We start from the raw sequence: 18022 nt of genomic DNA, 5'->3' as shown, positions 1-18022 counted from the left end.
GATTCGCTTGGGAATTGGGCATTGGGCATTGGGCATTGGGCATTGGGCATTGGGAATTGGGCATTGGGCATTGGGCATTGGGCATTGGGCATTTGACGATTATAAAGTCATGCCGTTTGCAACTTTTACTTAAACGGATACAAGTCCCTACATTTATTTATAGGGATGGTTAATTTTGAATTTTGAATTCGGAGCGAAGCGACGTGACTGCTGCTGTCTTTTTAGAAAACGTCTACAAGTTTTACAACAATGTACCTGTAGTCAATGACCTGTCATTCAAAATTGAAGCGGGAGAGATATTTGCTCTACTTGGCCCGAATGGTGCGGGTAAATCAACCACAATTCGGATGTTGACTACACTCACGAAACCATCCCAAGGACGGATAGAAGTAGGTGGATATGATGTGATGAGCCAAGGAATGTTGGCAAAACAGAGTATTGGCGTAGTCTTGCAACAAGTCAGTGTGGATAATGATTTAACCGTCTGGGAAAATATGGAATTGCACGGGAGACTACATCACATTAGTAACCCGCAGCGACAAAAATTGATTAATCAATGGCTAGAGTATGTTGATCTCACAGAAAAACGCGATGATTTGGTAAAAACTTTGTCTGGGGGTATGAAACGACGGTTGCAGATTGCGAGAGCTTTATTACATCAACCGCAAATTTTGTTTTTGGATGAACCAACGGTAGGACTAGACCCCCAAACCAGGCGACGCCTCTGGGAAATTATTCGGGATTTGAATAAACAAGGGATGACGATGCTACTGACGACCCATTATATGGATGAGGTCGAATATTTGTGCGATGCTTTCGGCTCTACCAAGCCAGGACGCATCGGTATTATGGATAGCGGTAAGCTGATTTCTTTGGGAACTTTACAACAACTGCGTTCTGCTCACGGTGAAGGTTTGGTGATGAAACAATTAGGTGTGTCTGATGTGGGAAGTGATGGCGCTCGTAGTTGGGAATATCTGTTTTTCCCATCCTTGGAAGCAGCAAATATCTACTTGGATGAACAGCCCGATAAAACCGGAATGATGGTGCGTCCCTCTAACCTGGAAGATATTTTTGTGGAATTAACGGGACGCCAGTTAGATTAACCTCATCCTCCTAACTGTCGCAGCATGGCTTCTACCCTTTCTACGCCATCTGAGTCATTGCGTCGCTTGTACAAGTCACGCGCTTTCTGAAGCAAGCTGTTCGCTTGTTTGGCTTGTCGTCGCTGTTTATACATCGCACCCATCAACTCATAAGTCTGGGCGTTGTTTTTATCCAAGTTGATTGCTTGCTCATAAGCCCAGGTAGCAGCAGTATAGTCTCCCATACGCGATTGCGTTACAGCCAATCCTAAATAGGCGTTAACGTTGTTACGGTTCAGTTGTATAGCACGACGGTAGCCTTCCTTTGCCCCACGTGTGTCGCCCAAATTGGCTTTGATGTAACCTACAGCGTAGTAAAAATCACTATTGTTAGGGTTGATACCGATCGCACGACGATAAGCTGTTAATGCTGCCTGGTAATTTCCCTGTTGAGCGTATAAGTAGCCAATACCTGAATGGATTTTCGCATTTTTGGGATCTAGCCTAGCTGCTTGCTGATAAACTGCGATCGCACCACCATAATCACCAGCATCTACTAACCTCCGTCCTTCTTCTAGTAGTTGCTTTAACTCTGGGTTTTTGGCTTGCGCCACTAATACCTGAGCCTGAGCTACTGAAGGTATGGTGAAGGTAAAACATCCTAGTAACACCACACTAAACACGAATGATGTTGGCTTGTACACAGTAAATTTCCTGAAATTTTAGAGGACTTTTTTTCTTGTACATTAAAACAAAAATATGGACTTTTGAAAACTGTATTTCTTCGTATTAATTAAGATGTCGATATTCCATCCACTCTTTCCTTTACAATCGGCACTACATAACAGAGTTTTTACTGAAGGATAAAGTGTAAGATATCAAGTTTCAGATGAAGTTAATCTACATATAGGAATCCGCTTTGATTTCTGAACGAATTTGCGTAGACAGGCAATAGGCAACAGGCAACAGGCAATAGGCAATAGGCAATAGGCAAGAAGGCTTCTGAGTTGTACTGAGTTTTTTCACCAAATCAAATATGAGTCCTATAGAAATCAGTACAACCGCGAAATAACACTGTTTTTCGTCAGTAGTTATACGTGTTCCCTAGAAATCCCAACAGCCATCTGACTTAATCCAAGATATTGACTTACCAAGCTTACAGGCTTTGAAATTCATTCCTGTTTTTTATGGAGTTTAAGAATTTGCTGACTCTGTATCAAACTTGGCTCATCTTTTTAGTCTTTGATACTACCCTTTGAGAAGTAATGATCCAGGCGTTAACATCCTTTTTTTGTCATTACACGGTAAGATAAACTTAATCAGTCAAATGTTCCTTTATGTTCTAGTTTCTGTTGAGGAAAATATTACAGATGCAAACGCGATCTAAAATTGTGTGAAAAACATTCTCTCACACTTATCTTCTGTAATCGAAGTTACAATCGCTAAAGTATTTGGATAAACACTTTGATAATAAATATCAACTATTCTATCTAGGAGGCTAATTTATGATTATAACTACCACTGATGTAATTCAAGGAGCCATGATTGAGTCGTATTTAGGCATTGTGACAGCAGAAGTAGTCTACGGCAGCAATTTCTTGCGGGACTTTTTGGCTGGGATTCGAGATATTATCGGTGGACGTACTGCTAGCTATGAGCGTCTATTTGAACAGGGTCAACGCAAGGCATTAGAAGAATTAGAACAACGAGCACAACGTTTAGGAGCTAATGCTGTGATCGGGATTGAAATTGATACTGGCACAATCAATCTTGACCAGTCAGGAGTTCTTTTGCTGATTACTGCCACAGGCACAGCCGTGAGGATGCGTTCAAATAATTCGTAATTTGTAAAATTCGTAATTCGTAATGACGCTCCCGGACTTGCTAATTGGCAATTCAGTTTTGTATTAAGTCTAATTGCATACAGAATTAAAGCTAGGTTCTTGTAAAAGTTAATAATTTAATCCTAATTTAAAATTTTTCATATTGATAATTTCTAAATAATTATTTTAGACATTAATAAATACTAAATTATATTAAAACTTATTAAATAAAAATCTGTTTTTTATTACTAAAGACAGAGTTATTAACTCTTTCTATTGATAGAGATAAAAGCAGGTGATTTAGTTATTTAATCTTAAGCATAAAGATGAATATACCTGAGCAGGAACTTGGCTGAAAAAGCACTGGAGAACATAAGCTATGTCATACGTAAATCGAACAGGCAATGACGTTATTCCTACTGACACTGTGGTAGCAGGTCGAGTAGCCGAATATCATGACCGTGTTCGCTGGGGGCCAATTATTGCTGGTTTGTTGGTTTCTTTAGCTACACAACTAATTTTGAGTTCTATAATTGGTGCGATCGCAGCTGGTACAGTGGAAGGTTCAGGTGCGCCCAGATCAATTGCCCCTAACGTTGCAGGTAGTGCGGGGCTTTGGTCAACTATTGCTTTATTAATTTCCCTATTTGTTGGTGGTTGGGTTACAGCCCGTGCTTGTGGGCCAATGAACCGCAATACAGCCCTTCTTAACGGCGCAATTCTTTGGGCAACAACTTTGGCAGTTAGCTCATGGCTGTTTGCAAGTGGAGTATCGGGTGCTTTTGGTGTTGCGGCTTCCAACGCCGGGGAAGTGATAAACCAGGTACAACAGCAAGGTGCTGCCCCCAACATTCCACAAACAAACGTAACTGCTCAACAAGCTCGTGAGATTGCAGCAAATGTGCGATCGGGATTGTGGTGGTTTGTGTTTGGTTCCTTATTGGGTTTAGTAGCTGCAATGATGGGAGCCGTAGCTGGTGCTCGCAGTCCCCGGACTAACAATTACACTGCTTAAATTATCTGAAAAATCAAATGTTAATAACCCAGATCCTCGACTTTTTGCTAAAAGTTGGGTATCTGGGTTATTGGTGTAGGTAATTGGTCTTTGAAGACGCGATTTATCGCGTCTCTACATGAGGGTTGACTTGTATCCTTAGTTCACCATTTCAGATATGAACCTTCAATGCCCTCTTCACGCCGAATTTTGCCATCTTTTTCAAACCAAGCAATTACTTGCTGCGTTGTCAAATCTTCAATAGCAACACCATATTCTTGGGCGATATGCTTCAAAAGCTTAAGTGATGAAATTGTCAATCTTGTTAAAAATTTTTCTGGCGAAGACAACAAAGCCGCGTCAACTTTCGCTGACTCTTCCAGGGTTAAAAATTGTGTTGATGGTTGCTGTGGTGGTACATCCATAAATGCTATCTCAAATTTAGTTGGGCATTAGTTATTAAAAAAAGGACGAATGACAAATGACCAATGACTAATGACGAACTTGTACCAAATAGCCGCAACGATGTTCGCCATCAATAATCCAGTGGGTGCGTTCTACAGTACAATCTGGTAATACAGCCGCAAACATTTCTAATTCGTGACCACAAATGCTGGGGAAAGACTCGGCAACATTAGAAATAGCACAGTTATGCTCCATTAATATAAAGCGATCGCACTCAAAGGAGTCATTCACATCAACAGGGTGATACTCTGCCATGAAGCCTTCGGCTTTTCTGAACTCTACTAAGTTAGCTACCCGTTCTCGCAGTGAACCATTACCCAAGCGATCGCGGTATTCTTGAGCTTTGCGCTGCCACTGTTTCTCTAAAATCGATTTAAATTGGTCGTGTCCCACCGTTTCGGCTAAGGTGTCTAGCAGCGAAACCGCAAAATTTCCGCTTGCATCACCAAAGCGATCGCTCATTGTTCGGTGCAAGCGATCGCGTCCTTGACGACTCAATTCATAAAGGTGCTGCGGACGCCCCATCCCCGCCGTCTGCACTGATGTAGAATACAAAACTAGCTCCTCCGTCTCCAAATCCTTGAGATGGCGACGAATCGCTTGCGGGGTAACGTCTAAAACTTCAGCTAGCTCCAAAGCCGTTGCTTTTTCGTGTTTGTGCAGATACTCAAGGATATCTTGCTTGGTTGAGGACTGGTGGGTAGTCGCCATCTTCATTTGGTGCGAGACGTTCAGCGAACGTCCCAAAAATTTCTTTGAAAATTTGACCGTGCCGATTTTGGATTTTGGTTTTTTTGGATTAAAAAAGTTTTTTGGTATATGCCCCACTACGCGATCGTCAATCTAAAATCCCTGAGCCAAGCACCCTTGTGGCCTCTTTCAATCCAAAATTGCAAATCTAAAATCCAAAATTGTTTGACTTTGACAACATTGTTGTTGTTAATTTAGCGTAAAATGAAGATACATTAAACAACAAAGCTGTTGTTTTACTCTCCACCACTATTCTAGCAGGCGTGTAACCATTCCGTAACGGGAGATGGGAATCGGTTAGCCACAGCCCGCCTCCCATCCTAAAAGAGTTCCGAACACGAGAGATTATTACTGATGAGTGCCACTGTCAAAACCTTAGTCAACCAACCCTACAAGTACGGCTTTGTCACAGACATTGAGTCCGACACCATACCGCGTGGACTAGACGAGGACGTTATCCGCTTGATCTCCTCTAAGAAGAACGAGCCGCAGTTCATGCTGGATTTTCGCCTCAGAGCTTATCGCCAGTGGCAAAAAATGACGGAACCCACTTGGCCAAATGTCAAGTATCCGCCAATAAATTATCAGGATATCATTTACTACTCAGCGCCAAAACGCAAGAAAGACAAACTAAACAGCTTGGATGAAGTTGATCCAACCCTTTTAGAAACTTTTGAGAAGTTAGGCATTTCCCTATCTGAACAGAAGCGACTGGCAAACGTCGCTGTTGATGCGATTTTCGATAGCGTCTCTGTCGCCACTACATTTAAAGAAAAGTTAGCGGAAGACGGCGTTATTTTCTGTTCGTTTTCGGAAGCGTTGCAGGAACACCCAGAACTAATTAAAAAATATTTGGGTAGCGTTGTTCCCATCGCTGACAATTATTTTGCCGCCTTAAACGCCGCCGTATTTAGCGATGGTTCTTTTGTCTATATTCCTAAAGGCGTAAAATGCCCAATGGAACTATCTACCTACTTCCGCATCAACTCTGGTGACACGGGACAATTTGAGCGGACTTTGATTGTCGCTGAAGAAGGTAGTTATGTTTCTTACCTGGAAGGTTGCACTGCACCAATGTATGACAGCAACCAGTTGCACGCCGCCGTTGTGGAACTTGTCGCCCTTGACAACGCCGAAATTAAATATTCCACCGTCCAAAACTGGTACGCTGGCGATGCTAATGGTAAAGGCGGTATTTACAACTTTGTCACCAAGCGCGGTTTGTGTCAGGGTGTAAATTCCAAGATTTCCTGGACTCAAGTAGAAACAGGTTCGGCAATTACTTGGAAATATCCCAGCTGTGTTTTGGTGGGTGATAACTCTGTGGGTGAGTTCTACTCGGTAGCACTGACAAATCATCAGCAGCAAGCTGATACCGGCAGCAAGATGATTCACGTAGGTAAGAATACCCGCAGCACAATTATTTCTAAAGGAATCTCCGCAGGTAATTCTAGTAATAGCTATCGGGGTTTGGTGAAAGTCAATCCAACGGCTAAAGGGGCGAGAAATTATTCCCAGTGTGACTCAATGCTGATTGGGGATAATGCTCACGCGAATACTTTCCCCTACATCCAGGTGCAAAATAACACTGCCAAGGTAGAGCATGAAGCTTCTACTTCCAAAATTGGGGAAGATCAGTTATTTTACTTCGCTCAACGGGGTATTTCTTCAGAAGATGCTATTTCGATGATGATTAGCGGCTTCTGCAAGGATGTTTTCAATCAGCTACCGATGGAGTTTGCAGTGGAAGCTGATAAGTTGTTGAGTTTGAAGTTGGAAGGCAGTGTTGGATAACGCTTGTAATCAGTTGCTAGGAACCGAAAAAATTAACGCTGGTAGTCAGCACTTTAACGCTTTTTTACAGCATTAAAGTGCTGACTACGAACCAAAAAAGAAGAGAGAAAACATGATTATTGAAAATAGTGAAATTGTGCTGTCAGTAAAGAATCTGACGGCTAATGTTGATGGGACACCGATTCTTAAAGGTGTGAATCTGGATGTGCGATCGGGTGAAATCCATGCGATTATGGGGCCAAATGGTTCTGGTAAGAGTACCTTTTCTAAGGTATTGGCAGGACATCCGGCGTATGAGGTGACTGGCGGTGAGGTGATTTTCCAAGGGCAAAATCTGTTGGAGTTGGAACCAGAGGAACGCGCAAGAAGTGGTGTATTTTTGGCGTTTCAGTATCCATTAGAAATTCCGGGTGTGAGCAATTTGGATTTCTTGCGGGTGGCGTACAATTCCCGTCGCAAGGCGCAAGGTTTAGAGGAAATAGACGCCTTTGATTTTGACGATTTGATTGAAGAAAAGCTGGATGTGGTGAAGATGAATCCCAGTTTTCTCAGTCGGAGTTTGAATGAAGGGTTTTCTGGTGGTGAGAAGAAGCGGAATGAAATTCTGCAAATGGCGTTGCTGGAACCCAAGTTAGGAATTTTGGATGAGACTGATTCGGGTTTGGATATTGACGCGCTCCGAATTGTGGCGAATGGGGTAAATCAATTGGCAAGTCCAGAAAATGCCACAATTTTGATTACTCACTATCAGCGATTACTCGATTATATTGTGCCTGATTTTGTGCATGTGATGGCACATGGGCAGATTATTACGAGTGGTGGTAAGGAACTGGCGTTGGAATTAGAGTCTCGCGGTTATGACTGGGTACTAGAAGAATTTGCAACTGCTGGGGTGAGTGTGTAATGAGTATTCAAGTATCTCCTAGTCCAATACCCAACTCGAATTTAGTCAGTTTGACATCGACTCTGTTAGATAAAGATACCTATCTAACTGAATTGTTAAATCAGGTAACTACACCCAAAACAGAGGGTTGGTTACAGGAATTACGCCAAAGTGCTGCTAATTGGGTACGCCACTCAACTATCCCGACTACCCGCGAGGAAGAATGGCGATTTACTGATTTATCGTCTCTGCGAAAGGTGCAATTTAGTGTAGAGACGGGAAATTACGCGTCTCTAGAATTTGATATTTTGCCAGAAGCGGCTAACAGTCGTTTGGTATTCGTCAACGGCGTTTATGCGCCGGAGTTATCAGCAGTTTCAGATTTACCATCTGGAATTGTGGTGAGTAATTTGGCTGGCTTATCTGCGGTTGAGCAGGAAGGTGTACAGCAGTATTTAGCTCAAGCTGAGGGAGCGCAGGAAGTTTTTACTGCTCTCAATACGGCTGGGATAACTGATGCAGCTGTGGTGTGGGTGAAGAAGAATGTGGTAGTTGAGACACCAATTCATTTGGTGTTTATTTCAGTTGCGGGTGAGACTGCGACGATTTCGCAGCCGCGTTGTTTAGTGGTGGCGGAAAGTGGTTCGCAGGTGAGTTTGATTGAAGAGTATACGAACCGCCCAGGTGCAGAGAAAGAGGGAGTATATTTCAGCAATGCAGTTACGGAAATTTGGATTGCTGACAATGCTGAAGTGAGCCACACTAGGGTTGAGCAAGAAGGTGGAGAGGCTTTTCATATTGGCAAGACTGCGATCGCACAGGCTCGTGATAGTCGATATACTTGTCATGCCATAACTTTAGGTGCAAAGCTGTCGCGGCACAATTTGGAGATTTTGCAAACTGGTGAGCAGACACAAACTACGCTCAATGGTTTGACGATAATTTCTGGTAAACAGTTGGCAGATACTCACAGTGCGATCGCACTCAACTATCCCCACGGTACAAGTGACCAATTGCATAAATGTATTGTAGGCGATCGCGCTCATGCGGTGTTCAACGGTAAAGTTTTTGTCCCCAAACGAGCGCAGTTGACAAATGCAGCCCAGTTGAATCGTAATTTGCTGCTATCATCGAAAGCCAGAGTTGATACCAAACCCCAATTGGAAATTACAGCCGATAATGTCAAATGCGCTCACGGTGCTACCGTTAGCCAATTGGAAGATGATGAAATATTCTATCTGCAAAGTCGGGGAATTGATGAAAACGATGCTCGAAAGTTATTAATTAACGCCTTCGCCGCCGAAGTCATCAACAAAATACCAGTTCCTTCTCTCCGAGAAATCTTGTTAAACACAGTCAATAATCTTAAGTCTCTGACGAATGACGAATGACGAATGACAAATGACAAATGACAAATAACTAATCTACCAATGACTTTCACCTCTACCAAAACTATTGCTGATAAAGTTCGCGCTGACTTCCCGATATTGCATCAGGAAGTCAATGAGAAACCCTTGGTTTATCTCGATAATGCTGCGACATCGCAAAAGCCTTTGTCCGTATTAAATACCCTACGGGATTATTACGAGCAATATAATGCTAACGTGCATCGCGGTGCCCATACCCTGAGTGCTAAAGCTACTGATGCTTATGAAGGTGCTAGAGATAAAGTTGCCAAATTCATCAATGCTGCATCGCGTCAGGAAATCGTCTACACCCGCAACGCAACTGAGGCGATTAACCTAGTAGCCTACAGTTGGGGAATGAACAATTTGCAGCCGGGAGATGAAATTATACTCTCGGTGATGGAACACCACAGTAATATTGTGCCTTGGCAATTGGTGGCACAAAAAACGGGTGCAGTACTGAAATTTGTAGAATTAACACCAGAAGAAACTTTTGATTTGGAACAGTTTAAAAAGCTGATTTCTGAGAAAACTAAGCTGGTGTCGGTGGTGCATATTTCTAATACTTTGGGTTGCATTAATCCAGTAGAAGAAATTGGTGCGATCGCTCACAAATACGGTGCTAAATTCTTAGTAGATGCTTGCCAAAGTGTTCCTCACTACCCCATTGACGTACAGAAAATAGATTGTGATTGGTTGGTAGCATCTGGTCATAAAATGTGCGCCCCAACTGGGATAGGATTTCTGTATGGCAAGTTGGAATTATTAGAATCAATGCCACCATTTTTTGGTGGTGGTGAGATGATTGCAGAGGTATATTTAGACCATTCAACTTATGCAGAATTACCGCATAAATTTGAAGCTGGGACACCTGCAATTGGAGAAGCGATCGCACTTGGTGCTGCGATAGATTATCTTAGCAGTATAGGCATGGATAAAATCCACGCCTACGAAGCAGAATTAACAGCTTATTTGTTCCAACAATTAGAGCAAATTCCCCAAATTAGAATTTACGGCCCCAAACCAAATGCAAAAGGTGAAGGTAGAGCCGCTCTTGCGTCCTTTACAGCCGGAGAAGTTCACGCCAACGACTTATCTACATTATTAGATCAAGAAGGCGTTGCCATCCGTTCTGGACACCACTGCACACAACCATTACACCGTTACTTAGGTCTTCCTGCAACCGCACGAGCAAGTTTATCTTTCTACAACACCCGCGAGGAAATTGATATTTTTATCAAAGCGCTGAAAGAAACTTTGGAATTTTTTGCGGGTTTCCTTGCTTAAAGTTAGAAAATATTTAGATCCTGATTGTGCCAAATATCAGCAACATATCTTGCTAATAGTTGGCACAATTTAATTATCTGGATTATTTATAGGAAAAACTAAAGTTTTTGAAGCTCATTGGGCAAGTGATTGAAATTGACTTGAGCGAGTATTATATTAATAACATAGGTAAAATCATCGGGATTTTATCTAACATCCTGATGGAAAAAGGATTGTAATATGCTTGTTAAGTTAACCCTTGCAGAACAAAGAACAGTCTTAGACAACGTTAGCTGGGAAACTTTTGAAGCCTTACTGAGAGATACAGGTGAGGATAGAGGCTCTAGGTTTGCTTACGACTGCGGTGTTTTAGAAATCATGACTCCACTTTTTGAACACGAAAATCCTAAAATTCAGTTTGACCGATTGATATTCGCTTTAGCAGTGGAATTAAAAACTAAAATTAGAAGTGCTGGTTCTACAACATTAAAACGTAAACCAATAGCAAAGGGAATAGAACCTGATAATTGCTATTATATTCAAAATGAGCCAATAATTAGAGGTAAACAAGAATTAGATTTAACATCAGATCCAGCACCAGATTTAGCAGTTGAAATTGATATTACTAGCACTTCTATTAATAAATTTAATATTTATGCGGCTTTAGGTGTCGGAGAATTGTGGAGATATAACGGTGAAATTTTAAAATTTTATCAACTAGTAGCAAGCGAATATATTGAAATTAAGTCGAGTATTGCTTTCCCTCTAATTTCTGTTAGTGAAATGAATAGATTTATCCAGCAAAGTAAAACTATGGATGAAATTGATTTGGTGCAATCCTTCCGCGCTTGGGTGCAGAGTAAGATAGGGTAAAGTGTACTTAATTGATAAATATAATTACTGACTTATTTCTTTTAATCTATGATTGTAAAGTCAACGGTTGGTGAACAAAGAACAGTGCTACATAACATTAGCTGGGAAACCTTTGAAGCCTTGTTGAGAGATACAGGTGAAGATAGAGGTTCTCGGTTTGCTTATGACTGCGGTGTTTTAGAAATCATGACTCCACTTTTTGAACACGAAAACCCCAAAAGTAATTTTGGGAATTTTATTATTGCTTTAGCTGAAGAATTAGGGATTGAATTGAGAAGCGCTGGTTCTACAACATTGAAGCGGAAAATATTAAATCGGGGAATAGAACCAGATACTTGCTACTATATCCAGAATGAACTAGCTATTAGGGGTAAGCAAACTTTAGATTTAGAAAATGATCCGCCGCCTGACTTAGCAGTTGAAATTGACATTACCAGCAGTTCAGTTAACAAATTGGGGATTTATTCAGCGTTGGGTGTAACTGAACTTTGGAGATATGATGGGCAGGATTTAAAATTTTATCAGTTGATAGAGGGGCAATATGTAGAGTGTAAGTTTAGCATTGCCTTTCCTATAGTATCGGTGAGTGAGATAAGTAGATTTATTGAACAGAGTAAAAGTATGGGGGAAATTGCTTTGCTTAAATCCTTTCGCGCTTGGGTGCGAGAGAAGTTAGAATAAATTCCCACCTTTTACTTACCAAGGTTACAATTATTTATGCTTACGTCGATAGTGAGGTTTAACATAAGTTCCATCTTTGCGTCTATAGCCTCCGACATATTTTTTATTAATCGCTGTATCTAAAGCTTCGTAAGTAATTTTACTTATATTCCAAATAATTTTTGCACTGTGTTTGTCTAGATGATGTTGTTCACTAGGTTGAATCTGTTTTTCTAAGCGATCCTGTTCATCCTGCCAACGCTGCTTTTGTAAACTACGCTGTTCATTTTGCAAACGCTGTTTTTCTAAGCGTTTCTCTTGTAAGCGTCGCCTTTCCTCTCGGCTACGATTGTCCTCTTCTACTTTAGCTATATTGATATTTTCTTTTGCTTTTTCAATAATAAAACTTGGCACTTTTAAGATGGATTCATTGTCTTTTGGATAAAAAACGCCAGAAATCCAACTAAATATAGAAGATTTTGGTAAAGCTTTTTCGGTTAACCAAAGTTTGACAGTTTTATCCCAACTACTACTAGCAATAGCAAATCCATCAGCACAAAAGCTAATTGAACTAATACCTGCTGAATGTGCATCAATATTAGTTATAATTTCGCCATTGACTATATGCCAAATCTTTATTGTTTTGTCATCACAACCACTTGCAATAGTTTGTCCATCAGGACTAATAGCCACAGACCAAACATTGCCTGAATGCCCAGAATATGTACGGATTAATCTGCCAGCTTTTACATCCCATAATTTTATGGTTTTATCATCACTTCCACTGGCAATAAGCTGTCCATTAGGACTAAAAGCAATTGTACGCACAGCACCTGAATGTTCAGATAAGGTGAGAATTTCTTTTCCCATCTTCCAAGCCCATAGTTTAATTGTGTTATCACAACTACCGCTAGCAAGTATTTTTCCATCAGGACTAAATGCTACTGACTGAATATAATTTGAATGACCAAACAAAGTGCAAACTTCATGACCAGTTTTTAAACACCAGATTTTTATAGAATGATCATCACTAGCACTAACAATAAATTCTCCATTATTATTAATAGCAATATTGGTGACTGATTTAGAATGCCCATTTAAAGTAAGAATATCTTGAGAAGTTTTCCAGTTCCATATTTTTATAGTTTTATCATCACTGCCACTGACAATTCTTTCTCCATCTGGACTGAAAGTGATTGAACGAACTGTATCTAAATGTCCAGATAAAGTGAAATATTCCTGACCAGTATTTAAATTCCATAGTTTGATATTTTTGTCATCACTACCACTTGCCAAAGTTTGATTATCAGGGCTAATTGCAACTGAACGAACTCCCCCAAACCAACCTGAATGCCCTATGAATGTATGTGAAAGATACCATTTTTGAGTCATGGTTGTATTTATGATGTTAAGTATTTATTTGAGTTATGCATATTTTAAGACATCATTATTTGAAGAGTAATGTAGGAATTACCGTATGTTCAGTTATGAAAAATAGAATCTAACTAGAAGAAGATAAGTCTTAGTAATGGTGTGATAATAGCCACATCGTCTCCCAACTCTGACGGGGCAATCAAACGCGATCGCTCCCTCACTCCCTAACCCAGTATTATCTTTCTTATGATGTGTGAGGATTACTAGATTGGCTGATATAGGCTCGTATCGGGTGCGAATCCTAACTCAAGAGAGGGGCGAACAAGAGGCTGTCATTTCTCCTGCAATAGTGGATGATATGCCAAGCAATTGGACTTTTCATTGGCAAGAGTTATGGCGACGTACTGACTTTGACTTACAAAGCATTGTTAAACTGGTATATGATCGGCAAGTCTGGGGATTAATTAGGTACATTGTCTTTCCTTACCCAGGTACACCGGAGACTTTAGAAATTCAGCATCTAGAAAGTAATCCTGTGACTAGAGGCCAGGAAGCTAACCGCCTGATTGAACCGATAGGAAAATGGCTATTTTGGTATGCAACGCAAGTGGGATTGCAGTATTGTTCCGGCGGTTTGAGTGATACTCGTATTATTCTTGTATCTCTAGATTCAGCTTTTGACTACTATAGAGACATAATCGAAATGCAGTATGTGGGCGCAACAAACATTGCCCCAGGAGAAGATGGCTATGTGTTCAAATTCTCAAGAGACAACGCCGCAGCCTTCATCAGAAGACACGAAAGCCAATGGGGAATCCCCACGTTTGTTGACTCCTGAGCAAATTCGGGTAGGAACAAATGTGATAATGACCTATGCTGAACGTCAAGCCTTTTGGAAAAATTCTGAGATTGGTAAGTTACTTGGTTTCGATTGCTGGCCAGATTTGCAACAAAAAACCGAAACAAGTTTAGTATTCAAGCTATCAGCAGAAACATGGCTTACTAATAGCAATCAAGGTGAATTAAGAAAAGATCCAAATTGGCTTCAAATTGAAGCAGTTATCCGCGATTTAGATGGCAAAAACAAAAGTTTAGTAACTTTGAAATCTAATGATGAGACTTACATAAATATTGGAGGCGGTAAGTCAGATAAATATGTTGTGACTGCGACCTTTAATAACACAAAATTTTATGTTTTAGTGGATTTATCAAAATCTGATGAAATAGAAACATTAGTAGTCGGTGGAGAAGAGAAAAATTATCCTGCGAAAATGTGTGTTGATTTGCTGCACTGTTTAGTAGCTGCTAGAACATTTACCGAATCAGGTAAACTTGATGCTTTACTTGATTGGGAAGAAGATAAGTCATTTGTAATTTAAAAATAAGATTATATTGAGCAAATAGATTAATAACAACCATGCAACCTATATTAAAAGTCGATATTTCTGAACTAAGTGTATCTGAACGTATACAGCTTGCCGAGGACTTATGGGACAGCATTCTTACCACACCCGATAAAGTTCCTCTCAATGATGAGCAAAAAAAAGAATTAGATAGGCGCTTGGAGATGCATCGCCAAAATAAAAACCAAGATTCAACATGGCAATCCGTCAAAGAAAGACTAGGTTTATCTAAATGAGCTATCAGTTAATAAAGCGATCGCACCCCAAAAAGTCAACTCAAAGAATCTGGATCTATCCCTAATTTTCGCAATTCCTGTGCCAGCCTTTGAGCGCGTTCTTCAGCGGTGGTAGCGCGTTGTTCGGCAGCGATCGCACGTTCTTCTGGTGTTAAATATCTCACCCCTTGTTTGTCATACCAATACAACCAATCCCGCGTAATTCCCTGATAGGTTCCCCGTTCATGACCAATTCCTAAACCTATCTCTGTTAACCAAACAGGATTTCCTCGCTGCAATACATATTCACCATTTACAAAGCGATAAACTTCTAAAGGCGGTTTTCTCCGGCGTTGGGGATTGTAAACAACATAATATAAAATCTCCATCTCAGCATACATTTTCTTTTTGCTGGTGTATTCCCCACGCCGTTTATGAGAAACAACTTCTAATGCCATAATCGGCATCACCTTTTCTTCCCACAACACATAACTTAAACGCAAGTTCTCATCAAAAACTCGCTCGACTCCTAAACTTAAAAACCCATCAGGGACAATCGGCGGTAGTTCAGGATCGTAATATATCCCCATATCAACCCCAAAAAACCAATCCATCCGGTTTGTCCATAACCAAGCGAGGATGGCTTTGAGTAAACTGGGAATTAAATCTTGTAGTTCATTGTCCACAGGTGTATAGTCCGAATCGGGCAGATCCTCGGCGGAGGGTAAGCAGTGCAATGGGTTGTAATTTAACATGGTGGGTGCAAGCGCAAACTTATAATATTGATGATATCTATCCACCTCTGACTTTTTCTTGCGATAATTCCCAAGGGGGACGCGCTCCCCACTGGTTAGTCAAAGGTGGATAGATGACACTCAAGCGGTTAGTTTTAATTTTTGTGCTGACGCCGATAGCAGTTCTGTTGGCGGTTTCCTCTTTATTCAGTAGTTGGCAACAACCTCAATTTCAAAGTCGCCTGGAACTATATCAAACCAATATTGCTTTACAAGCTCAAGCTTGGCAATCAGAAGATAGCAGCGATGACAATCTCCAAGGGATTCGGGAAGCAATACTTGGTGATCAACCCCTGGAAAGCGCTACGAAGCAGTATCAGGAGGCGCGTCAATCAGTTCAAGCTAATTTGGACAAAGTTAACAATCAACTTACACAATTACGCTCTCAACCTGAAATAACTCCCACACCTCCAAAACCTCTATCTGATGTTCCTCCCACGACTAAAACCTCTAAACAGGGACAGCAACAGTTAGAGCAGTCTTTTAAGCAATTACAAAAATTATTAGCTGAATTAGACCTGCGGCTGGGAATTTTACAAGCACAGCAAGGACAGGCGGATACAGCCCTCAAAACTTGGAGCGAATTACAAAAACGCTCAGATATCAATCCAGAATTTGGAGAAACCGCAGCTGTATTAAGTGGACTGTGGAGCGATCCTCCCCGTCTGCTCCAAAATTCTCAAGAACGGATTCAAAAGAATTTAGAAGGTTGGTTTCGCTCTACTACTTTGGTTCAGCTATACCAACTCCAACAACGACAAGATGCTTTATCAGCAGTTAAAGCTGCACAACAAGAATCTGCTGCTCAAGCAGTGTTGAAATTAGCGGTTATTGGCACTATTCCGACATTGGCAGCTTTAAGTGGTCTAATATTGCTGATTTTCTTATTTGCTCAACGCTTACTGAAAGGAAAAGCCTCTTTACTAGCTCAAAATGCTGATATCCCTTGGTCAACGCCTTGGGATGGTGAAACGATTTTGCAGGTTTTTGTCGTCGGCTTTTTCTTTATGGGGCAAATTTTTGTCCCTTTAGCCCTATCGCTACTCCCTATCCCGCGTCCCGCCTCTGATGTGCGACTTCAGGCTTTTTATGTTTTGGTTAGTTACTTACTGGTAGCATCGGGTGCGCTGTCAGTGCTGTATTTCTCTCTTAAGCGCTTTTTTCCACTACCAGAATTTTGGTTTCGCTTTCGTTTTCAAGATAAGTGGTTTTTGTGGGGACTGGGAGGCTATTGTGCGGCTTTACCTATAGTTGTGGTGGTATCTTTGATCAATCAACAGCTATGGCAAGGACAGGGTGGTAGTAACCCACTGTTGCAACTAGCCCTGGAAAGTCAAGATGGTATAGCACTTGGCATATTTTTCTCCACAGCAGCGATCGCAGCACCATTTTTTGAAGAAATTTTATTTCGCGGCTTTTTGTTACCTTCTCTAACTCGCTACTTACCCGTGTGGGGATCGATTCTGATTAGCAGTTTGTTGTTTGCGATCGCTCACCTCAGCTTGTCGGAAATTCTTCCCCTCACAGCATTGGGGATCGTTTTAGGGGTAGTTTACACGCGATCGCGAAACCTCCTCGCTCCTATGCTCCTACATAGTCTCTGGAATAGTGGTACACTATTAAGCTTATTTATTTTAGGTAGCAATTAGCACAATAATATTACTGTTGCTTAAAACGAAAATATTTGCTTTTATCTCCATAAGTGGGTACAATTGACGAATTACGTTGGCGCAGCATCTCGTAGAGAGCAGCATTACGAATTATTTTAATTGTCTTCCCAAACCGTTTTAGCTGTCATAAATTTGATTGCAATTCCGTTTTGCGCTTATGAAAGTAGGGATTGGCAACTAAAAACAGGTTAGAAAAATATGGAAGATGTCTCTTGCACTTCTATATTCAACTAGTCTCGTAATGGTGCGATGGCGTTTCACGCCCACTGGAAGCGATGTCTACGACGGGCTGCGACTACACAGAAAAATCCGGAAATAATACTGACGGACTTGTAAAAAGTAGTGTATGTAGCAGCTTTTGCTGATTACTGAGGTTCATTTTTCTCAAGAAAAATGTCTTACCTAAAAATCTGCAAAACTGCCGCACCAGGGTTTGCAATCCTCAAATCCACCAAAAGTCATTAAGGAGCGTCAGATTTTTAGATTATGCTGCAAGACATCCTAGCGTCCCCTCTGGAATAGAAGTGCGCTAATTTTGCTTATTTGTCTTGGGCTTACTCATACTGG

20 protein-coding genes are annotated in these 18022 nt (G+C 41.0%); 15 read left to right on the top strand and 5 right to left on the bottom strand.

Annotated features, from left to right (window positions below):
• The first annotated feature begins 7 nt into the window (after positions 1-7).
• A complete protein-coding gene (locus A4S05_RS43660; protein WP_256091188.1) occupies positions 8-133 on the top strand; it encodes a hypothetical protein in 126 nt (41 codons plus the stop codon).
• Between the two features lie 70 nt (positions 134-203).
• The gene (locus A4S05_RS26790) at positions 204-1106 is read left to right on the top strand and encodes an ABC transporter ATP-binding protein (protein ID WP_069072827.1); all 903 of its coding nucleotides are present in this window, start codon (positions 204-206) and stop codon (positions 1104-1106) included.
• A 2-nt stretch (positions 1107-1108) separates the two neighbouring features.
• On the opposite strand, the gene A4S05_RS26785 is transcribed toward A4S05_RS26790, so the two are convergent.
• Entirely contained in the window at positions 1109-1789 is a 681-nt protein-coding gene (locus A4S05_RS26785) for a tetratricopeptide repeat protein (protein WP_069072826.1), read from the bottom strand.
• An 801-nt stretch (positions 1790-2590) separates the two neighbouring features.
• On the opposite strand from A4S05_RS26785, the gene A4S05_RS26780 reads away from it, so the two are divergent.
• Positions 2591-2929: a YbjQ family protein gene (locus tag A4S05_RS26780; protein ID WP_069072825.1), complete on the top strand. Its 339-nt coding sequence runs from the start codon at positions 2591-2593 to the stop codon at positions 2927-2929.
• Positions 2930-3287: 358 nt separating this feature from the next.
• Positions 3288-3923 carry a hypothetical protein gene (locus A4S05_RS26775; protein ID WP_069072824.1) on the top strand — a complete coding sequence of 212 codons (636 nt, stop codon included), beginning with the start codon at positions 3288-3290 and terminating at the stop codon, positions 3921-3923.
• A 143-nt stretch (positions 3924-4066) separates the two neighbouring features.
• On the opposite strand, the gene A4S05_RS26770 is transcribed toward A4S05_RS26775, so the two are convergent.
• Both A4S05_RS26770 and sufR read right to left on the bottom strand, forming a co-directional pair.
• Positions 4067-4327: a hypothetical protein gene (locus A4S05_RS26770; RefSeq protein ID WP_069072823.1), complete on the bottom strand. Its 261-nt coding sequence runs from the start codon at positions 4325-4327 to the stop codon at positions 4067-4069.
• 67 nt (positions 4328-4394) lie between these two features.
• On the bottom strand, positions 4395-5078 hold the full coding sequence (gene sufR / locus A4S05_RS26765) for an iron-sulfur cluster biosynthesis transcriptional regulator SufR (RefSeq protein WP_069072822.1): 684 nt from the start codon (positions 5076-5078) through the stop codon (positions 4395-4397).
• A gap of 393 nt (positions 5079-5471) precedes the next feature.
• Between sufR and sufB the strand changes: the two genes are divergently transcribed.
• The 6 genes from sufB (at position 5472) to A4S05_RS26735 (ending at position 12020) form a co-directional block, all read left to right on the top strand.
• Positions 5472-6911, top strand: a complete 1440-nt coding sequence (gene sufB, locus A4S05_RS26760) for a Fe-S cluster assembly protein SufB (protein ID WP_069072821.1) — start codon at positions 5472-5474, stop codon at positions 6909-6911.
• Between the two features lie 112 nt (positions 6912-7023).
• Positions 7024-7815: a Fe-S cluster assembly ATPase SufC gene (gene sufC / locus A4S05_RS26755; RefSeq protein ID WP_069072820.1), complete on the top strand. Its 792-nt coding sequence runs from the start codon at positions 7024-7026 to the stop codon at positions 7813-7815.
• Positions 7815-9185 carry a Fe-S cluster assembly protein SufD gene (gene sufD / locus A4S05_RS26750; protein WP_069072819.1) on the top strand — a complete coding sequence of 457 codons (1371 nt, stop codon included), beginning with the start codon at positions 7815-7817 and terminating at the stop codon, positions 9183-9185. The genes sufC and sufD overlap by 1 nt, the downstream gene beginning before the upstream one ends.
• Before the next feature lie 39 nt (positions 9186-9224).
• A complete protein-coding gene (locus A4S05_RS26745) occupies positions 9225-10487 on the top strand; it encodes a cysteine desulfurase (RefSeq protein ID WP_069072818.1) in 1263 nt (420 codons plus the stop codon).
• A gap of 219 nt (positions 10488-10706) precedes the next feature.
• Complete coding sequence (locus tag A4S05_RS26740) at positions 10707-11339, top strand: Uma2 family endonuclease (RefSeq protein WP_069072817.1); 633 nt, start codon at positions 10707-10709, stop codon at positions 11337-11339.
• A 48-nt stretch (positions 11340-11387) separates the two neighbouring features.
• Positions 11388-12020, top strand: a complete 633-nt coding sequence (locus tag A4S05_RS26735) for a Uma2 family endonuclease (RefSeq protein ID WP_069072816.1) — start codon at positions 11388-11390, stop codon at positions 12018-12020.
• 30 nt (positions 12021-12050) lie between these two features.
• On the opposite strand, the gene A4S05_RS26730 is transcribed toward A4S05_RS26735, so the two are convergent.
• Positions 12051-13391 (bottom strand): WD40 domain-containing protein, encoded by a 1341-nt coding sequence (locus A4S05_RS26730; protein WP_069072815.1) that lies wholly within the window; start codon positions 13389-13391, stop codon positions 12051-12053.
• Between the two features lie 250 nt (positions 13392-13641).
• On the opposite strand from A4S05_RS26730, the gene A4S05_RS26725 reads away from it, so the two are divergent.
• Genes A4S05_RS26725 through A4S05_RS26715 form a run of 3 tightly spaced genes read left to right on the top strand, consistent with a single transcriptional unit; the run spans position 13642 to position 15012 of the window.
• Positions 13642-14211, top strand: a complete 570-nt coding sequence (locus tag A4S05_RS26725) for a hypothetical protein (RefSeq protein ID WP_069072814.1) — start codon at positions 13642-13644, stop codon at positions 14209-14211.
• Entirely contained in the window at positions 14123-14752 is a 630-nt protein-coding gene (locus A4S05_RS26720; RefSeq protein ID WP_256091186.1) for an Imm1 family immunity protein, read from the top strand. The genes A4S05_RS26725 and A4S05_RS26720 overlap by 89 nt, the downstream gene beginning before the upstream one ends.
• A 38-nt stretch (positions 14753-14790) precedes the next feature.
• Positions 14791-15012, top strand: a complete 222-nt coding sequence (locus A4S05_RS26715) for an addiction module protein (RefSeq protein WP_069072813.1) — start codon at positions 14791-14793, stop codon at positions 15010-15012.
• 35 nt (positions 15013-15047) lie between these two features.
• On the opposite strand, the gene A4S05_RS26710 is transcribed toward A4S05_RS26715, so the two are convergent.
• Complete coding sequence (locus A4S05_RS26710) at positions 15048-15746, bottom strand: Uma2 family endonuclease (RefSeq protein ID WP_069072812.1); 699 nt, start codon at positions 15744-15746, stop codon at positions 15048-15050.
• Here A4S05_RS26710 and A4S05_RS42075 point away from each other — a divergent pair.
• Positions 15680-15859, top strand: coding sequence for a hypothetical protein (locus tag A4S05_RS42075; protein ID WP_176727118.1), 180 nt, complete (start codon positions 15680-15682; stop codon positions 15857-15859). The two genes, A4S05_RS26710 and A4S05_RS42075, sit on opposite strands and share 67 nt — an antisense overlap.
• Positions 15860-17434, top strand: a complete 1575-nt coding sequence (locus A4S05_RS26705; RefSeq protein WP_069072811.1) for a CPBP family intramembrane glutamic endopeptidase — start codon at positions 15860-15862, stop codon at positions 17432-17434.
• The last annotated feature ends 588 nt before the right edge of the window (positions 17435-18022 follow it).

This window comes from Nostoc sp. KVJ20 (assembly GCF_001712795.1).
Taxonomy (GTDB): domain Bacteria; phylum Cyanobacteriota; class Cyanobacteriia; order Cyanobacteriales; family Nostocaceae; genus Nostoc.
This window is presented reverse-complemented; position numbering and strand designations above follow the sequence as displayed.